Annotated in this window: 15 protein-coding genes and 1 pseudogene; 13 read left to right on the forward strand and 3 right to left on the reverse strand. The window is 59.7% G+C overall.

The annotated features are described in order from the left end of the window. Positions 1-45 precede the first annotated feature (45 nt). A complete protein-coding gene (locus E3O56_RS22085; protein WP_248128983.1) occupies positions 46-906 on the reverse strand; it encodes a DMT family transporter in 861 nt (286 codons plus the stop codon). A gap of 421 nt (positions 907-1327) precedes the next feature. Here E3O56_RS22085 and E3O56_RS22090 point away from each other — a divergent pair, with 421 nt between their 5' ends. Then, entirely contained in the window at positions 1328-2119 is a 792-nt protein-coding gene (locus E3O56_RS22090; RefSeq protein ID WP_078822027.1) for a CPBP family intramembrane glutamic endopeptidase, read from the forward strand. 151 nt (positions 2120-2270) lie between these two features. Further along, on the forward strand, positions 2271-3836 hold the full coding sequence (locus E3O56_RS22095) for a PAS domain-containing methyl-accepting chemotaxis protein (RefSeq protein WP_032879969.1): 1566 nt from the start codon (positions 2271-2273) through the stop codon (positions 3834-3836). Between the two features lie 102 nt (positions 3837-3938). On the opposite strand, the gene E3O56_RS22100 is transcribed toward E3O56_RS22095, so the two are convergent. Further along, the gene (locus tag E3O56_RS22100; protein ID WP_248128984.1) at positions 3939-4631 is read right to left on the reverse strand and encodes an alpha/beta family hydrolase; all 693 of its coding nucleotides are present in this window, start codon (positions 4629-4631) and stop codon (positions 3939-3941) included. A 79-nt stretch (positions 4632-4710) separates the two neighbouring features. On the opposite strand from E3O56_RS22100, the gene ccoN (E3O56_RS22105) reads away from it, so the two are divergent. The 9 genes and pseudogenes from ccoN (E3O56_RS22105) to E3O56_RS22145 all read left to right on the forward strand — a co-directional run. Next, positions 4711-6135: a cytochrome-c oxidase, cbb3-type subunit I gene (ccoN, locus tag E3O56_RS22105; RefSeq protein WP_005790268.1), complete on the forward strand. Its 1425-nt coding sequence runs from the start codon at positions 4711-4713 to the stop codon at positions 6133-6135. 10 nt (positions 6136-6145) lie between these two features. Further along, a complete protein-coding gene (gene ccoO / locus E3O56_RS22110) occupies positions 6146-6754 on the forward strand; it encodes a cytochrome-c oxidase, cbb3-type subunit II (RefSeq protein WP_003193159.1) in 609 nt (202 codons plus the stop codon). Between the two features lie 3 nt (positions 6755-6757). After that, positions 6758-6958: a CcoQ/FixQ family Cbb3-type cytochrome c oxidase assembly chaperone gene (locus tag E3O56_RS22115; RefSeq protein WP_032879966.1), complete on the forward strand. Its 201-nt coding sequence runs from the start codon at positions 6758-6760 to the stop codon at positions 6956-6958. Continuing rightward, positions 6955-7902 carry a cytochrome-c oxidase, cbb3-type subunit III gene (ccoP, locus tag E3O56_RS22120; protein ID WP_248091999.1) on the forward strand — a complete coding sequence of 316 codons (948 nt, stop codon included), beginning with the start codon at positions 6955-6957 and terminating at the stop codon, positions 7900-7902. Before E3O56_RS22115 ends, ccoP (E3O56_RS22120) begins: the two co-directional genes overlap by 4 nt. Positions 7903-8319: 417 nt before the next feature. Then, the gene (ccoN, locus tag E3O56_RS22125; protein ID WP_078822029.1) at positions 8320-9762 is read left to right on the forward strand and encodes a cytochrome-c oxidase, cbb3-type subunit I; all 1443 of its coding nucleotides are present in this window, start codon (positions 8320-8322) and stop codon (positions 9760-9762) included. Further along, on the forward strand, positions 9762-10370 hold the full coding sequence (gene ccoO / locus E3O56_RS22130) for a cytochrome-c oxidase, cbb3-type subunit II (RefSeq protein ID WP_003193167.1): 609 nt from the start codon (positions 9762-9764) through the stop codon (positions 10368-10370). Before ccoN (E3O56_RS22125) ends, ccoO (E3O56_RS22130) begins: the two co-directional genes overlap by 1 nt. A gap of 5 nt (positions 10371-10375) precedes the next feature. Beyond that, positions 10376-10561: a CcoQ/FixQ family Cbb3-type cytochrome c oxidase assembly chaperone gene (locus E3O56_RS22135; RefSeq protein WP_005790274.1), complete on the forward strand. Its 186-nt coding sequence runs from the start codon at positions 10376-10378 to the stop codon at positions 10559-10561. Next, positions 10558-11535: a cytochrome-c oxidase, cbb3-type subunit III gene (gene ccoP / locus E3O56_RS22140; protein ID WP_005790276.1), complete on the forward strand. Its 978-nt coding sequence runs from the start codon at positions 10558-10560 to the stop codon at positions 11533-11535. The genes E3O56_RS22135 and ccoP (E3O56_RS22140) overlap by 4 nt, the downstream gene beginning before the upstream one ends. A gap of 65 nt (positions 11536-11600) precedes the next feature. Next, a pseudogene (locus E3O56_RS22145) lies at positions 11601-11714 on the forward strand (VapC toxin family PIN domain ribonuclease); the annotation flags it as partial. 95 nt (positions 11715-11809) lie between these two features. Here the strand turns inward: E3O56_RS22145 and E3O56_RS22150 are convergent. Further along, complete coding sequence (locus E3O56_RS22150; protein ID WP_146097863.1) at positions 11810-12307, reverse strand: hypothetical protein; 498 nt, start codon at positions 12305-12307, stop codon at positions 11810-11812. A gap of 569 nt (positions 12308-12876) precedes the next feature. Here E3O56_RS22150 and ccoG point away from each other — a divergent pair. Both ccoG and E3O56_RS22160 read left to right on the forward strand, forming a co-directional pair. Further along, positions 12877-14292, forward strand: coding sequence for a cytochrome c oxidase accessory protein CcoG (gene ccoG / locus E3O56_RS22155; protein ID WP_032879961.1), 1416 nt, complete (start codon positions 12877-12879; stop codon positions 14290-14292). A 15-nt stretch (positions 14293-14307) separates the two neighbouring features. Then, positions 14308-14847 (forward strand): FixH family protein, encoded by a 540-nt coding sequence (locus tag E3O56_RS22160; RefSeq protein ID WP_032879960.1) that lies wholly within the window; start codon positions 14308-14310, stop codon positions 14845-14847. The last annotated feature ends 2 nt before the right edge of the window (positions 14848-14849 follow it).

Here is a 14849-nt window from a genome sequence, read left to right on the forward strand (position 1 = left end):
CAAGCTTGCTCGCCACAGCAAGCTTTGCTCCTACAGGGATAGGTTTTAGTGTTTACGGAATACAAACACCAAGCCGACGATGATCAACGCCATTCCCAGCACGCTTAACAGCGCAAGGCGATTGCCGAAGATCAGGTAGTCCATTACCGCCGTCACCGCTGGCACCAGATAGAACAAACTGGTGACATTCACCAGGTTGCCGCGGGCGATCAGCCTATACAGCAACAGCGTCGCCAGCACTGACACCACCAATCCCATCCACAGCACCGGCAGGTAAAAGCCCCAACTGTGCTCGAAATGGAAGGGCTGGAACGGCACGAACACCGCACACAACAGCATCCCGGCCAGGTATTGCAACGGCAACGTGCCCAAGGGGTTGTCGGTGATGCGCTTTTGCATGATCGAGCCAAACGTCATGCTCGCCAGCGCCAGCAGCCCGAACAGCATCCCGGCCAGGGACATGCCCGCCAGCCCGATGCCCTGGTACACCACCATGATCAACCCGGCCAGGCCCAACCCCAGGCCGAACAACCGGCGTAACGAGCGCTGACGCTCCATCAGCACCACGGTGAGGATCGGCTGGACGCCCATGATGGTCGCCATCACCCCGGGGGTGACTTTGAGGTCCAGGGCCAGCAGATAGAAAATCTGGTAGGCCCCCAACAACACCATGCCCGTCGCCGCCGCATACAGCATGGGCTTGCCGGGACGTGGCAGCTTCAACTTGAGGATCGGCACCAGCACCACCAACCCCACCAGGGCGATGGCAAAGCGGATCAGCAGAAAGGCAAAGGGCGAAGCATGGGCCAGGCCCAACTTGGAGAAGATCGCCCCGCTGCTCCACAGCAAGACAAACAAGCTCGTCGAGGCCGCCGCGGCCACGGATTGTTTCGAAAGAACAGACATGAGTTACCACCTGTTATCAGGCAAAAAAGCCGATTCAGTAAGGACTGAATTTCAGTAGGTTTTTTTCAGGCAGGCACAGGGCAACAGCAAACAGCTGATCAGCCCGAAATGCCAACGCCCGGCGGTGATACGACTGCGTACACCGGCGTGCTACTGACAGGTGGGGGGTAGTGACTGATCTGCGCAGGCTGCTTTGCGCCGCACGGCACGACCACAGCGTTGACCGCTGAATCGACTACCGCTATGCGCTGGGAAGCTGGCATGTGCTGATCTTTTTGAAGGGAGAAAGACGCGACGACTATAACCAGCCGCAAACATACTTTGCAATCCTTTCCCCCTTACCTTGTACGTAGAGGCGTTTTCATGCCCCCGAACCAGACCTCTCGCTATAATGCCGCCCGGTTTTTGTTAAGGATTTCACATGATTGCTCTGCCCTGGCTGTACCTCACACTACTTTGCATTGGCTATGTCACGGCCTTGATCTACGGCCAACTGGGCATACTGGCGGCGGTGTCAGTGGCGCTGTTGCTGGTGGCCGGCTACGCCGTACGCCAGCAACGCACTCCTTGGGCACGCTACCTGGGCCACGGCTTGTTTATCGTCCTGGCCCTGGGGCTAGCGATGCACTGGCTGCCGGGTTTCTACAATGGCCGAGGTATTGCACCCCAGCGTTTTACCCCGGACTCAGTGCCCTTCTCGATGTACCTGAACCAGGACAAACCCCTGATCGGCTTCTGGCTGTTGCTGGCCTGCCCGTGGATTGTGGCGCGACGTTCATTGCGCCTGTCGATCTGCGTCACCGCCCTGGCACTGACCCTGACCGCCATCGCTGCCCTGGGTGGCGCGGCCCTGATGGGGATGATCAGTTGGGCCCCCAAATGGCCGGACCAGGCATGGCTGTGGGTACTCAATAACCTGCTGCTGGTGACGCTGGTGGAAGAAGCGCTGTTTCGTGGCTATGTTCAGGGCGGCCTGAGCCAGCGCTTCAAACACCTGCCCTACGGCGAGAACCTCGCGCTGCTGCTGGCCTCGCTGTTATTCGGCCTGGCGCATTTTGGTGCGGGTTGGCAATGGGTAATGCTGGCGAGTATTGCCGGGGTCGGTTACGGCCTGGCGTATCGCTTTGGCGGGCTCGGCGCAGCGATTGCCACGCACTTTGGCTTGAATCTGCTGCACTTCGGGCTGTTCACCTACCCGATGCTGGCCGGCTGAGCCTTTCTTGCTGTAGGAGCGAGTTGTTGTGGCGAGGGAGCTTGCTCCCTCACCACAGCCAGCCCACTGCTCCCAGGATTGTTGCAAAAATAAGTTAAATAAATGCCCGCCATGGCCGATACCCCCTGAAAGCCTTGCGGATTGAACAATCATGCGTAATAACCAACCCGTTACCCAGCGCGAACGTACCTTCCCCGCTCAGCAACGGTTGATCTCCACCACAGATGCCAAGGGTGTCATTACCTACTGCAACGACGCGTTTGTCGAAATCAGTGGGTTCACCCGCGACGAACTGATCCGTGCCCCGCACAACCTGGTGCGCCACCCGGATGTGCCCTCGGCCGTGTTCGCGCACATGTGGTCCACGCTCAAACAAGGCTTGCCATGGATGGGCATTGTCAAGAATCGCTGCAAGACCGGTGACCATTACTGGGTTAACGCCTATGTGACTCCGGTGTTCGACGGCAACCAGGTGATCGGCTACGAATCGGTGCGCATCAAGCCCACCGCCGAGCAGATCCGCCGGGCCGAGGCGCTCTATCAACGCATCAACCAGGGCAAGTCGGCCATCCCCCAGCGCGACAAATGGCTGCCGGTGCTACAGGACTGGCTGCCGTTTATCCTGGTCAGCCAACTGAGCTTCATGATCGGCGCCACCCTCACCTCCCAGTGGGGCTTTGCCCTGGCGGCAGCGCTGTCGGTGCCGTTGGGCCTGCTGGGCCTGAGCTGGCAGCAGCGCGGCCTCAAGCGCTTGCTGCGGCTGGCCGAGCAGACCACCTCCGATCCGTTGATCGCGCAGATGTACACCGACAGCCGTGGCGCCCAGGCCCGACTGGAAATGTCGATCCTCAGCCAGGAAGCGCGCCTGAAGACCTGCCTGACCCGTCTGCAGGACACCGCCGAGCACCTCAACGACCAAGCGGCGCAGTCCAACACCCTGGCGCACAGCAGCTCCAGCGGCCTGGAACGTCAGCGCGTGGAAACCGAACAGGTAGCCACCGCCGTCAACCAGATGGCCGCGACCACCCAGGAAGTCGCCAGCCATGTGCAGCGCACCGCCGATGCCACCCAGGAAGCCAACCGCCTGACCGGTCGCGGCCGCGATATCGCCGGGGAAACCCGCGAGGCGATCCAGCGACTGTCGGTGGCCGTGGGCGAGACGGGTGTGACCGTCACTCAACTTGCCAAGGACAGCGATGAAATCGGCGGCGTGGTCGATGTGATCAAAGGCATCGCCGACCAGACCAACCTGCTGGCGCTCAATGCCGCTATCGAAGCCGCGCGTGCCGGTGAGATGGGCCGTGGATTTGCGGTGGTCGCCGATGAAGTGCGCCAACTGGCGCAGCGTACGGCCGAATCCACCGGGCAGATCCATACCCTGATCGCCAAGCTGCAACACACGGCGGCTGCGGCTGTGCAAACCATGGACGCCGGGCATCGCCAGGCTGAAGAGGGTGTAGCGCGGGTGATGGAAGCGGATCAGGCGTTGGTGGGCATCAGTGAGGCGGTGGCCAATATCACCGACATGACCACCCAGATTGCCGCTGCTACCGAAGAGCAAAGCGCCGTGGCCGAGGAGATCAGCCGCAATATCAGCACCATCGCGCTGTTGGCGGATCAGACTTCAGAGCAGGCGATGAACTCGGCGCAGTTGAGTGAGGAGTTGACGCATACCGCCAATACCCAGTACTCGCTGGTGGAGCGTTTTAACCGATAAACCGCTATCGCAGGCAAGCCAGCTCCCACACTGGACGGTATTCACCGATAGAAATAGGTGAACCCAGTCCAATGTGGGAGCTGGCTTGCCCCCGATAGGGCCCTAACAGGCCCTGAGAAACTCAGCCACCTGCACCGCCGCCGCCTCCAAGTGCTGCTCATGGCTGAACCCCGAAGCCTTCAACGGCTTCAAGTCATGATCGCCCGCCACCAACCACATCACTTCAATACTCTCTGACAACTCATACTCCTGCACCGCTGCCCGATTGCCCAAGGCATCACGCTCGCCCTGCACAATTAACGTTGGCGTCGTAAGCGCAGCCAAGTGCTCCACCCGGGGTTTCTCTGGCTTGCCCACCGCATAGAACGGATAGCCCAGGCACACCAACCCATCGGCGCCCAGTTCATCGGCCAGTAAACTGGCCATCCGCCCACCCATGGACTTGCCGCCAACTGCCAGTTTCCCAGCGACATGACGTCGCACCTCGCCATACACCTCGCGCCAGCACTCCAGCAGTTTCGGCGCCGGATTCGGCGGGCGCTTGCCGCCATCCATACGGCGCTGGGCCATGTACGGGAACTCGAAGCGCACCACGTTCACGCCATGCCCGGCAAGGCGTGCCGCCATGTCGTTCATGAACGCCGAGTCCATCGGTGCCCCGGCGCCGTGGGCCAGGATCAGCGTGACCGGCTCGCCCGAAGCCGTGCCCGTGGCGACATCCCACAGCCAGCCGCGTTCGCGCACACACTGCGCCCATTGATCCCCGTCAATACTGGCCTTGTGCTCTTTGCCCATGCTTGCCTCGCTTTTTAGTCTGCCTATAACTCCAGCCCAAGTGCCGCACTTGCTTGGGTTGAACCGTGGATGGGGAACCATGAACACTACTTTAAGTACCGCCTATAACTACAAGGTGGTCCGCCAATTCGCCATTATGACGGTGGTGTGGGGCATCGTCGGCATGGGGCTCGGGGTTTTTCTCGCCGCCCAATTGGTTTGGCCTGCGCTCAACTTCGATTTACCCTGGACCAGCTTCGGCCGCCTGCGCCCGTTGCACACCAATGCGGTGATTTTCGCCTTCGGTGGCTGCGCGCTGTTCGCCAGCTCCTTCTACTCGGTACAACGTACCTGCCAGACTCAGCTGTTCGCGCCAAAAGTGGCCGCGTTCTGCTTCTGGGGCTGGCAGCTGGTGATTTTGCTGGCCGCAATTAGCCTGCCGCTGGGCTACACCAGTTCCAAGGAATACGCCGAGCTGGAATGGCCGATCGATATCCTGATCACCATCGTCTGGGTCGCCTATGCCATCGTGTTCTTCGGCACGATCATGAAGCGCAAGACCAAGCACATCTACGTCGGTAACTGGTTCTTCGGTGCGTTCATCATCACCGTGGCCATCCTGCATATCGTCAATAACCTGGAAATCCCGGTCAGCCTGACCAAGTCCTACTCGCTGTACGGCGGTGCGACGGATGCCATGGTGCAATGGTGGTATGGGCACAACGCGGTAGGCTTTTTCCTCACCGCAGGCTTCCTGGGGATGATGTACTACTTCGTACCCAAGCAGGCCGAGCGTCCGGTGTATTCCTATCGCTTGTCGATCGTGCACTTCTGGGCGCTGATCACCCTGTACATCTGGGCCGGCCCTCACCACTTGCACTACACCGCCTTGCCGGACTGGGCGCAGTCCCTGGGCATGGTGATGTCACTGGTGCTGCTGGCGCCAAGCTGGGGCGGCATGATCAACGGCATGATGACCCTCTCGGGTGCCTGGCATAAGTTGCGCAGCGACCCGATCCTGCGCTTCCTCGTTGTGTCCCTGGCCTTCTACGGCATGTCGACATTCGAAGGTCCGATGATGGCGATCAAGACCGTCAACGCTCTCTCCCACTACACCGACTGGACCATCGGCCACGTACACGCCGGGGCGCTGGGCTGGGTGGCGATGATCTCCATCGGCGCGCTGTACCACATGATCCCGAAAGTCTTCGGTCGCGAGCAGATGTACAGCCTCGGCCTGATCAACGCGCACTTCTGGCTGGCCACCATCGGCACCGTGCTCTACATCGCCTCGATGTGGGTCAACGGCATCGCCCAGGGCCTGATGTGGCGTGCGGTCAACGAAGACGGCACCTTGACCTACTCCTTCGTCGAAACCCTGGTGGCCAGCCACCCTGGCTTCATCGTGCGGCTGGTGGGCGGTGCGATCTTCCTCACCGGCATGTTGCTGATGGCTTACAACACGTGGCGCACCGTGCGTTCGGCGCAGCCAGCCGAAATCAGCGCCGCAGCGCAGATGGCCTGAGGAGTCGATGATGAAACACGAAACGATTGAAAAAAACGTCGGCCTGCTGATGCTGCTGATGGTGCTCGCCGTGAGCATCGGCGGCCTGACCCAGATCGTCCCGCTGTTCTTCCAGGACGTGACCAACAAGCCGGTGGAAGGCATGAAGCCCTACACCGCGCTGCAGCTGGAGGGCCGCGACATCTACATCCGCGAAGGCTGCGTGCAGTGCCACTCGCAGATGATCCGCCCGTTCCGCGCCGAGACCGAGCGCTACGGTCACTACTCGGTGGCCGGCGAAAGCGTGTGGGACCACCCGTTTCTGTGGGGCTCCAAGCGCACCGGGCCGGACCTGGCCCGCGTCGGCGCGCGCTACTCGGACGACTGGCACCGCGCGCATTTGTACAACCCGCGCAACGTGGTGCCGGAGTCGAAAATGCCGGCCTATCCGTGGTTGGTCACCGCCGCCGTGGACAGCAGCCACACCGAGACCAAATTGAAAGTGATGCGCACCCTCGGCGTGCCGTACACCGACGACGACATCAACGGCGCGGTCGCCAGCCTCAAGGGCAAGACCGAGATGGACGCGCTGGTTTCCTACTTGCAAGTGCTCGGCACTGCCATCAAGAGCAAGAGGTGAGCCATGGGATTTGAATTCGATGCAGGCACCATCCGCGGCCTCGGCACGCTGGTGGTCGCCATCGCCTTTATCGGCCTGTCGCTGTGGGTGTTCAGCCCACGGCGCAAGTCGGAGTTTGACGATGCGACCATGCTGCCGTTTGCCGATGAACCCTCCCCAACCGACGCTCAAGCAGAGCCAGTAACAAGGAGCACTCGGCCATGACTACTTTTTGGAGTACATGGATCTGCGTATTGACCCTCGGCAGCCTGATCGGCCTGACCTGGCTGTTGGTCGGCACCCGCAAGGGCGAAACCAAGGGCAGCGTCGACCAGACCATGGGCCATGCCTTCGACGGTATCGAGGAGTACGACAACCCGCTGCCCCAGTGGTGGTTCATGCTGTTCGCCGGCACGCTGGTATTTGCCGTCGGCTACCTGATTCTCTACCCGGGCCTGGGCAACTGGAAAGGCGTGCTGCCGGGCTATGAAGATGGCTGGACCCAGACCAAGGAATGGGACAAGGAAATGGCCAAGGCCGACGCCAGGTTCGGGCCGATCTTCGCCAAGTTCGCGGCGATGCCCGTGGAAGAAGTCGCCAAGGACCCACAAGCGTTGAAGATGGGCGGTCGCCTGTTCGCCTCCAACTGCGCGGTGTGCCACGGCTCGGATGCCAAGGGCGCCTATGGCTTCCCGAACCTGGCAGACAGCAACTGGCGCTGGGGTGGTTCGGCCGAAGCGATCAAGGCTACCATCATGGCCGGTCGCCACGCGGCCATGCCGGCCTGGGGTGAAGTGCTGGGCGAGGACGGGGTGAAAAACGTCGCCGCCTATGTGCGCCACGACCTGGCCAAGCTGCCCTTGCCGGCGGACAACACCGCTGACCTGGCCGCGGGCCAAGCCGCATTCAGCACCACCTGCGTGGCTTGCCATGGCCCACAAGGCCACGGCGTGGAAGCCATGGGCGCGCCGAACCTGACCGAACCAAGCGGGTTTATCTACGGCACCAGCCTGGCGCAGTTGCAGCAGACCATCCGCCATGGTCGCCAGGGCCAGATGCCGGCCCAGGAAGTGCTGCAGGGTAATGACAAGGTGCATCTGCTGGCGGCGTACGTGTATAGCCTGTCCCATAATACTGATGGTGCAACGCCAGACAGCCAACCGCAGTAAAAGCTCTACCTGTGGCGAGGGAGCTTGCTCCCGCTGGAGTGCGAAGCGCTCCCAAGATTTTGGGGCCGCTGCGAAGCCCAGCGGGAGCAAGCTCCCTCGCCACAGGCATAAGTCGCGACCAAGTGTCGCACCCTCGCAACACCCAACTTTCCCCCCCTCCCATTCGGGTCTACGCTTGTTCCCACAGTGGAGCAATTCTGGCGTAGGCGACGGTATCCGTTGCGCCCCCTAAAATTCCTGTCCACTTGATCAGCTTTCTATTTCGGATTTAATCCTTACGCCAAACATGGAAAGGGCGCAGAATCTGGCGTGGAACGCATTGATACAGGTCAGCCATTGCGTTGCAATGGCCCCTCGCTTTCTACATACTTGCGACCGATTTTACCTATAAAAAAACCTAAACCGTGGAACCTTAGAATGAGCACAGCAATCAGTCCGACTGCTTATAACTATAAGGTAGTCCGCCAGTTCGCCATCATGACGGTGGTCTGGGGGATCCTTGGCATGGGGCTCGGGGTGTTCATCGCCTCGCAACTGGTCTGGCCGCAATTGAATTTCGACCTGCCCTGGACGACCTTCGGTCGTTTGCGCCCGCTGCACACCAACCTGGTGATCTTCGCCTTCGGTGGCTGTGCACTGTTTGCCACCTCCTACTACGTGGTGCAACGCACCTGCCAGACGCGATTGATCTCGGATAGCCTGGCCGCGTTCACTTTCTGGGGCTGGCAGGCGGTTATCGTCGGCGCCATCATCAGCCTGCCGCTGGGCTACACCACCACCAAGGAATACGCCGAGCTGGAATGGCCGATCGCGATTCTGCTCGCCATCGTCTGGGTGACCTACGCGGTGGTGTTCTTCGGCACCATCGTAAAGCGCAAGACCAAGCACATTTATGTGGGCAACTGGTTCTACGGGGCGTTCATCCTGGTCACGGCGATGCTGCACATCGTCAACCACGCGTCCTTGCCGGTCAGCCTGTTCAAGTCCTACTCGGCCTACTCTGGCGCGACGGACGCGATGATTCAATGGTGGTACGGCCACAACGCCGTAGGCTTTTTCCTCACCACCGGCTTCCTGGGGATGATGTATTACTTCGTGCCCAAGCAGGCCGAGCGCCCGATCTACTCCTATCGCCTGTCCATCGTGCACTTCTGGGCGCTGATCACCCTTTACATCTGGGCCGGCCCCCACCACCTGCACTACACCGCCTTGCCGGATTGGGCACAGTCCCTGGGCATGGCGATGTCGATCATCCTGCTGGCACCAAGCTGGGGCGGCATGATCAACGGCATGATGACCCTGTCGGGCGCCTGGCATAAGCTGCGCACCGACCCGATCCTGCGCTTTCTGGTGGTGTCGCTGGCGTTCTACGGCATGTCGACCTTTGAAGGGCCGATGATGGCGATCAAGACCGTCAACTCGCTGTCCCACTACACCGACTGGACCATCGGCCACGTACATGCCGGCGCACTGGGCTGGGTAGCGATGATCTCCATCGGCGCGCTGTACCACATGATCCCCAAACTGTTCGGCCGCGCTCAGATGCACAGCGTCGGGCTGATCAATGCGCACTTCTGGCTGGCGACCATCGGCACCGTGCTCTACATCGCTTCGATGTGGGTCAACGGCATCACCCAGGGCCTGATGTGGCGGGCGATCAATGATGACGGCACCCTCACCTACTCCTTCGTCGAAGCGCTGCAAGCCAGCCACCCGGGCTTTATCGTGCGTGCCCTGGGCGGTGCATTCTTTGCCAGCGGCATGTTGTTGATGGCCTACAACGTCTGGCGCACCGTACGTGCCTCCGACCCGGCGCAAGCTGAAGCCGCCGCCAAGATCGCCGTTGTGGGAGCTCACTGATGAAGCATGAAGTAGTCGAGAAGAATATCGGCCTGCTGGCCTTCTTCATGGTCATTGCCGTGAGTATCGGCGGCCTGACCCAGATCGTGCCGCTGTTTTTCCAGGACGTGACCAACAAGCCGGTCGAAGGCATGAAGCCGCGTACCGCCCTTGAACTGGAAGGCCGCGACGTCTACATCGCCAACGGTTGCGTGGGCTGCCACTCGCAGATGATTCGCCCGTTCCGTGCCGAAACCGAACGCTACGGCCACTATTCGGTCGCCGGTGAAAGCGTGTGGGACCACCCGTTCCTGTGGGGCTCCAAGCGCACCGGCCCGGACCTGGCCCGGGTCGGCGGGCGTTACTCCGATGACTGGCAGCGTGCGCACTTGTACAACCCGCGCAACGTGGTGCCGGAGTCGAAAATGCCGGCGTACCCGTTCCTCGTGGAAAACAAGCTCGACGGCAAGGACACCGCGAAGAAGATGGAAGTCTTGCGCACCCTGGGCGTGCCCTACACCGACGAAGACATCGCCGGTGCAGCGGCCGCTGTGAAGGGCAAGACCGAAATGGACGCACTGGTGGCCTACCTGCAGGGCCTTGGCACCATCATCAAAAGCAAACGGTGACCTACATGGATATCGGGATGATTCGTGGCCTGGGCACCGTTGTGGTGATGGTGGCCTTTGTCGGCCTGGCGCTGTGGGTGTTCAGCCCGCGGCGCAAGTCGGAGTTTGACGACGCGACCATGCTGCCCTTTGCAGATGATCCCGAAGCCATCAAGCACGTCGAGCAAGCTTCTAGGAGTAACAAAGAATGACTACGTTCTGGAGTCTGTACGTCACAGTCCTCAGTCTGGGTACCATCTTCGCCCTGACCTGGCTGCTGCTGTCGACCCGCAAGGGCCAGCGCACCGAGCAGACGGACGAGACCGTCGGCCACTCCTTCGATGGCATCGAGGAGTACGACAACCCACTGCCCAAATGGTGGTTCATGCTGTTTGTCGGCACCATCGTCTTCGCCCTCGGCTACCTGGTGCTCTACCCCGGCCTGGGTAACTGGAAGGGCCTGCTGCCGGGCTATAACTACCTGGACAACGACAAGCAAACCGCCTTTGCCAACGGCCAGACCGGCTGGACCGGCGTGCACGAATGGGAAAAGGAAATGGCCAGATCGGAAGCCAAGTTCGGGCCGATCTTCGCCAAATTCGCATCGATGCCCATTGAAGAGGTGGCCAAGGACCCGCAAGCCCTGAAGATGGGCGGCCGGCTGTTTGCCTCCAACTGCTCGGTGTGCCACGGCTCCGACGCCAAGGGCGCCTACGGTTTCCCTAACCTGACCGACGCTGACTGGCGCTGGGGCGGCGAGCCGGAGACCATCAAGCAAACCATCATGCAAGGCCGCCACGCAGTAATGCCAGGCTGGGCCGAAGTCATCGGCGAGCAAGGCGTGGCTGACGTAGCAGGCTTTGTGGTGACCAACCTCGATGGCCGCAAGCTGCCCGAAGGCGCCAAGGCAGATGTAGCCAACGGCGAGAAACTCTTCGCCGCCAACTGCGTGGCGTGCCACGGCCCGGCCGGTAAAGGCACGCCAGCCATGGGCGCCCCCGACCTGACGCACCCGGGCGCATTCATCTACGGCTCAAGCTTCGCGCAATTGCAACAGACCATTCGTTATGGCCGCCAAGGTCAGATGCCAGCGCAGGAGTTGCTGCAAGGCAATGACAAAGTGCACTTGCTGGCGGCGTACGTGTACAGCCTGTCCCATGGGGATAAGAAGGCAGAAGAGCAATAAATCCTCGCACACAAAAAAGCCCCGCCCAGCGAAAACTGGCGGGGCTATTTTGTTTCTGGCTTGCGAGTGACTCGTCGATTGCCGCAACCGCTCTGGTTCATGGGCTTACCGTGGTCACACGCAACGTCAGCGACTTCAAGTCCAGCGGCGTTGCGCTGATCAATCCATGGGGCGAATGACCGTCTTGCGAGCAAAAACCGTCCGTACTTCACAAGTCAATTGATCCAGACAAAGTCCCCCAACTGCAACAGATCATTCGCTCTGGTCGCTGAGATTAATACTTAAACATCTTATTAAATTCCCGTCGGCGATTACGCAACGGCGCATGAAAATTATCCAGCCGTTCCAAATCAAACTTATCAATACTGCCCTCCGATGAGGGAGCACCTACTTTATCAACACCATGGGCACTACAAAGTTTATTCAAAAGTCCGGGCATTAGAAAAATCATCTTAACCAACTCGACGTTCCTTTCCGACACCTCAGGCTTAAACCCGCAAAGCACTTCAACCAAACTCCCAACCGTAATGCGTCCTGGAGAACCTGGATCTTCAAACACGTTGAAGTTTTGCAGCAGTCGTTCCACCACCTCGCCCTCTATCACCTTCGAGTCATCAGGCACTCGATTGCCAGAAAAGGATGGTTGAACGGCAAAACTACGCAACGTCATCGCGCTCGCGGGTACAGCATGATCTGAAGGTGGCAGACCCAAGATAGAGCGCAGATTAAAAACCTCGAAATCTGAAGCATTAAAAACATTATCACTTATCATCTAACACCTCGAAAAAATAGATAAGACCAGCAAAAAAAACCACACACCCATTAGTGAATACCACTTACCAAACAGTTCAATCCGCAGAGCAAAAACATGTAAATGCATGTATACATACTTGGCGACTGGCCACCAGTGAAAACTTCATGCGCAGCAAGTAGTAAACAACCAATCGCACTTGATGCTTGCCTATATATTTACAGCTTATGCCATGGCTATAAAACAGCCGAGCCAGCCTGACACGGCAATATAAAAATATCGCCAAACTTGAATCTGCGCTTTTCCGTGACTCACCCTGCTCACGCCACATCAGCGACTTCTGGCCCAGCGGCGCGCCACTGATTGACCCGAGGGACGAATGACCGGCACACCCACCAAAACCGTCCATACTTCACAAGTCAATTGATCCAGGTCACGTACACCATCATTTGATTTCTCCCAACGCGACCAAAGGTCGCACCCTTTGCACAACATCGGGGGCGTATCATTAGGCCACTGCAACACCCCCCATTTGACCCTGGCTGGCACGTACTGGCCGAGGCAAATCTCCACCGCCGTGGGATGCAATGATGAGCAACCAGATACCGGTACATGACGTTACCCCGCCTGCCAAAAACGCGAGCAATAGCGTCGACCTCTACGCCTCGCGAGAGAAAATCTATACCCGTGCCTTCACCGGCCTGTTCCGCAATTTGCGCATGCTCGGTGGCGCCGGCCTGTTCCTGCTTTACTTCGGCACCGTGTGGCTGAACTGGGGCGGCCACCAGGCGGTGTGGTGGAACCTGCCGGAGCGTAAGTTCTTCATTTTTGGCGCCACCTTCTGGCCCCAGGATTTCATCCTGCTCTCGGGCATTCTCATTGTTGCGGCCTTTGGCCTGTTCTTTATCACCGTGTACGCCGGACGGGTGTGGTGCGGCTATACCTGCCCGCAAAGCGTGTGGACGTGGATCTTCATGTGGTGCGAAAAGGTCACCGAAGGCGACCGCAACCAGCGCATCAAGCTGGACAAGGCGCCCATGGGCGCCAACAAGTTCCTGCGCAAGTTCAGCAAACACACGCTGTGGCTGTTGATCGGTTTCGCCACCGGCATGACCTTCGTCGGCTACTTTTCGCCGATCCGCGAGCTGGTGTTCGATTTCTTCACCGGCCAGGCCGACGGCTGGTCGTATTTCTGGGTCGGCTTCTTCACCCTCGCCACCTACGGCAACGCCGGCTGGCTGCGCGAGCAGGTGTGTATCTACATGTGCCCTTACGCGCGCTTCCAGAGCGTAATGTTCGACAAAGACACCCTGATCGTTTCCTATGACCCGCGCCGTGGCGAAGTGCGCGGCCCGCGTAAAAAGGGCGTCGACTACAAGGCCCAGGGCCTGGGAGACTGCATCGATTGCACCATGTGCGTGCAGGTGTGCCCGACCGGCATCGATATCCGCGACGGCCTGCAAATCGAGTGCATCGGCTGCGCCGCCTGTATCGATGCCTGCGATAACATCATGGACAAGATGGACTACCCACGCGGCCTGATCAGCTATACCACCGAGCACAATCTGTCCGGTCAGAAGACCCATAAGTTACGCCCACGGCTGATCGGCTATGCGCTGGTGCTGCTGACCATGATCGGCTTGCTGGTCGGCGCATTCTTCATGCGCTCGCTGGTGGGTTTCGATGTCAGCAAGGACCGCGTGCTGTACCGGGAAAACGCCGAAGGGCGCATCGAAAACGTCTACAGCCTGAAGATCATGAACAAGGACCAGCACGACCACACCTACGTGCTCGACGCCGCCGGCCTGCCGGACCTCAAGTTGCAGGGGCGACGCGAAATCAAGGTGGCCGCCGGCGATATCGTCAGTATGCCGGTGGAGTTGTCGAGTGCGCCGGAGCAACTGCCGTCGAGCACCAACGAGGTGACTTTCATCCTCAAAGATGCCGATGACACCAGCGTTCATATTGAAGCCAAGAGCCGATTCATCGGCCCACAAGTTCGTTAAACAGGGAACACAAGAATGCCCGCAACCACTGCTGCAAGCCCTTGGTACAAGCACCTCTGGCCCTGGATCATCATCGCGATCCTGGCCTGCTCGGTGACGCTGACCCTGTCCATGGTGACCATCGCGGTCAACAACCCGGACAACCTGGTCAACGACAATTACTACGAGGCCGGCAAAGGCATCAACCGCTCCCTGGACCGTGAACGCCTGGCCCAGACCCTGCAACTGCGTGCCAAGTTGCACCTGGATGAACTGACCGGCGAAGTCGAGTTGCACCTGACCGGTAACAGCGGCCCTGCAACCCTGGAACTGAACCTGATTTCCCCGACCCAGCCGGAGAAGGATCGCAAGATCGTCCTGGCCCGCAGTGATAGCGAGCAGGGCCGCTACATCGGCCAGGTCACCGACAAGGTTGAAGGCCGGCGTTTCGTGGAACTGCTTGGCGTGGAAGGCAGCAACACCTGGAGGATGTTCGAGGAAGAAGAGGTCAGCCACGACAAAGACTTGCTGTTGGGTGACGAACCATTGCAGGGTGCCGAAGACCTGAAAAAATAGCA

The organism is Pseudomonas sp. W2Aug9 (genome assembly GCF_023127755.1).
In the GTDB taxonomy this organism is placed as follows: domain Bacteria; phylum Pseudomonadota; class Gammaproteobacteria; order Pseudomonadales; family Pseudomonadaceae; genus Aquipseudomonas; species Aquipseudomonas synxantha_A.

Excerpts from the sequence above, each read along its gene's own strand:
- E3O56_RS22085 (WP_248128983.1), bottom strand. The coding sequence starts at position 906 with ATGTCTGTTCTTTCGAAACAATCCGTGGCCGCGGCGGCCTCGACGAGC.
- E3O56_RS22090 (WP_078822027.1), top strand. The coding sequence starts at position 1,328 with ATGATTGCTCTGCCCTGGCTGTACCTCACACTACTTTGCATTGGCTAT.
- E3O56_RS22095 (WP_032879969.1), top strand. The coding sequence starts at position 2,271 with ATGCGTAATAACCAACCCGTTACCCAGCGCGAACGTACCTTCCCCGCT.
- E3O56_RS22100 (WP_248128984.1), bottom strand. The coding sequence starts at position 4,631 with ATGGGCAAAGAGCACAAGGCCAGTATTGACGGGGATCAATGGGCGCAG.
- ccoN (WP_005790268.1), top strand. The coding sequence starts at position 4,711 with ATGAACACTACTTTAAGTACCGCCTATAACTACAAGGTGGTCCGCCAA.
- ccoO (WP_003193159.1), top strand. The coding sequence starts at position 6,146 with ATGAAACACGAAACGATTGAAAAAAACGTCGGCCTGCTGATGCTGCTG.
- E3O56_RS22115 (WP_032879966.1), top strand. The coding sequence starts at position 6,758 with ATGGGATTTGAATTCGATGCAGGCACCATCCGCGGCCTCGGCACGCTG.
- ccoP (WP_248091999.1), top strand. The coding sequence starts at position 6,955 with ATGACTACTTTTTGGAGTACATGGATCTGCGTATTGACCCTCGGCAGC.
- ccoN (WP_078822029.1), top strand. The coding sequence starts at position 8,320 with ATGAGCACAGCAATCAGTCCGACTGCTTATAACTATAAGGTAGTCCGC.
- ccoO (WP_003193167.1), top strand. The coding sequence starts at position 9,762 with ATGAAGCATGAAGTAGTCGAGAAGAATATCGGCCTGCTGGCCTTCTTC.
- E3O56_RS22135 (WP_005790274.1), top strand. The coding sequence starts at position 10,376 with ATGGATATCGGGATGATTCGTGGCCTGGGCACCGTTGTGGTGATGGTG.
- ccoP (WP_005790276.1), top strand. The coding sequence starts at position 10,558 with ATGACTACGTTCTGGAGTCTGTACGTCACAGTCCTCAGTCTGGGTACC.
- E3O56_RS22150 (WP_146097863.1), bottom strand. The coding sequence starts at position 12,307 with ATGATAAGTGATAATGTTTTTAATGCTTCAGATTTCGAGGTTTTTAAT.
- ccoG (WP_032879961.1), top strand. The coding sequence starts at position 12,877 with ATGAGCAACCAGATACCGGTACATGACGTTACCCCGCCTGCCAAAAAC.
- E3O56_RS22160 (WP_032879960.1), top strand. The coding sequence starts at position 14,308 with ATGCCCGCAACCACTGCTGCAAGCCCTTGGTACAAGCACCTCTGGCCC.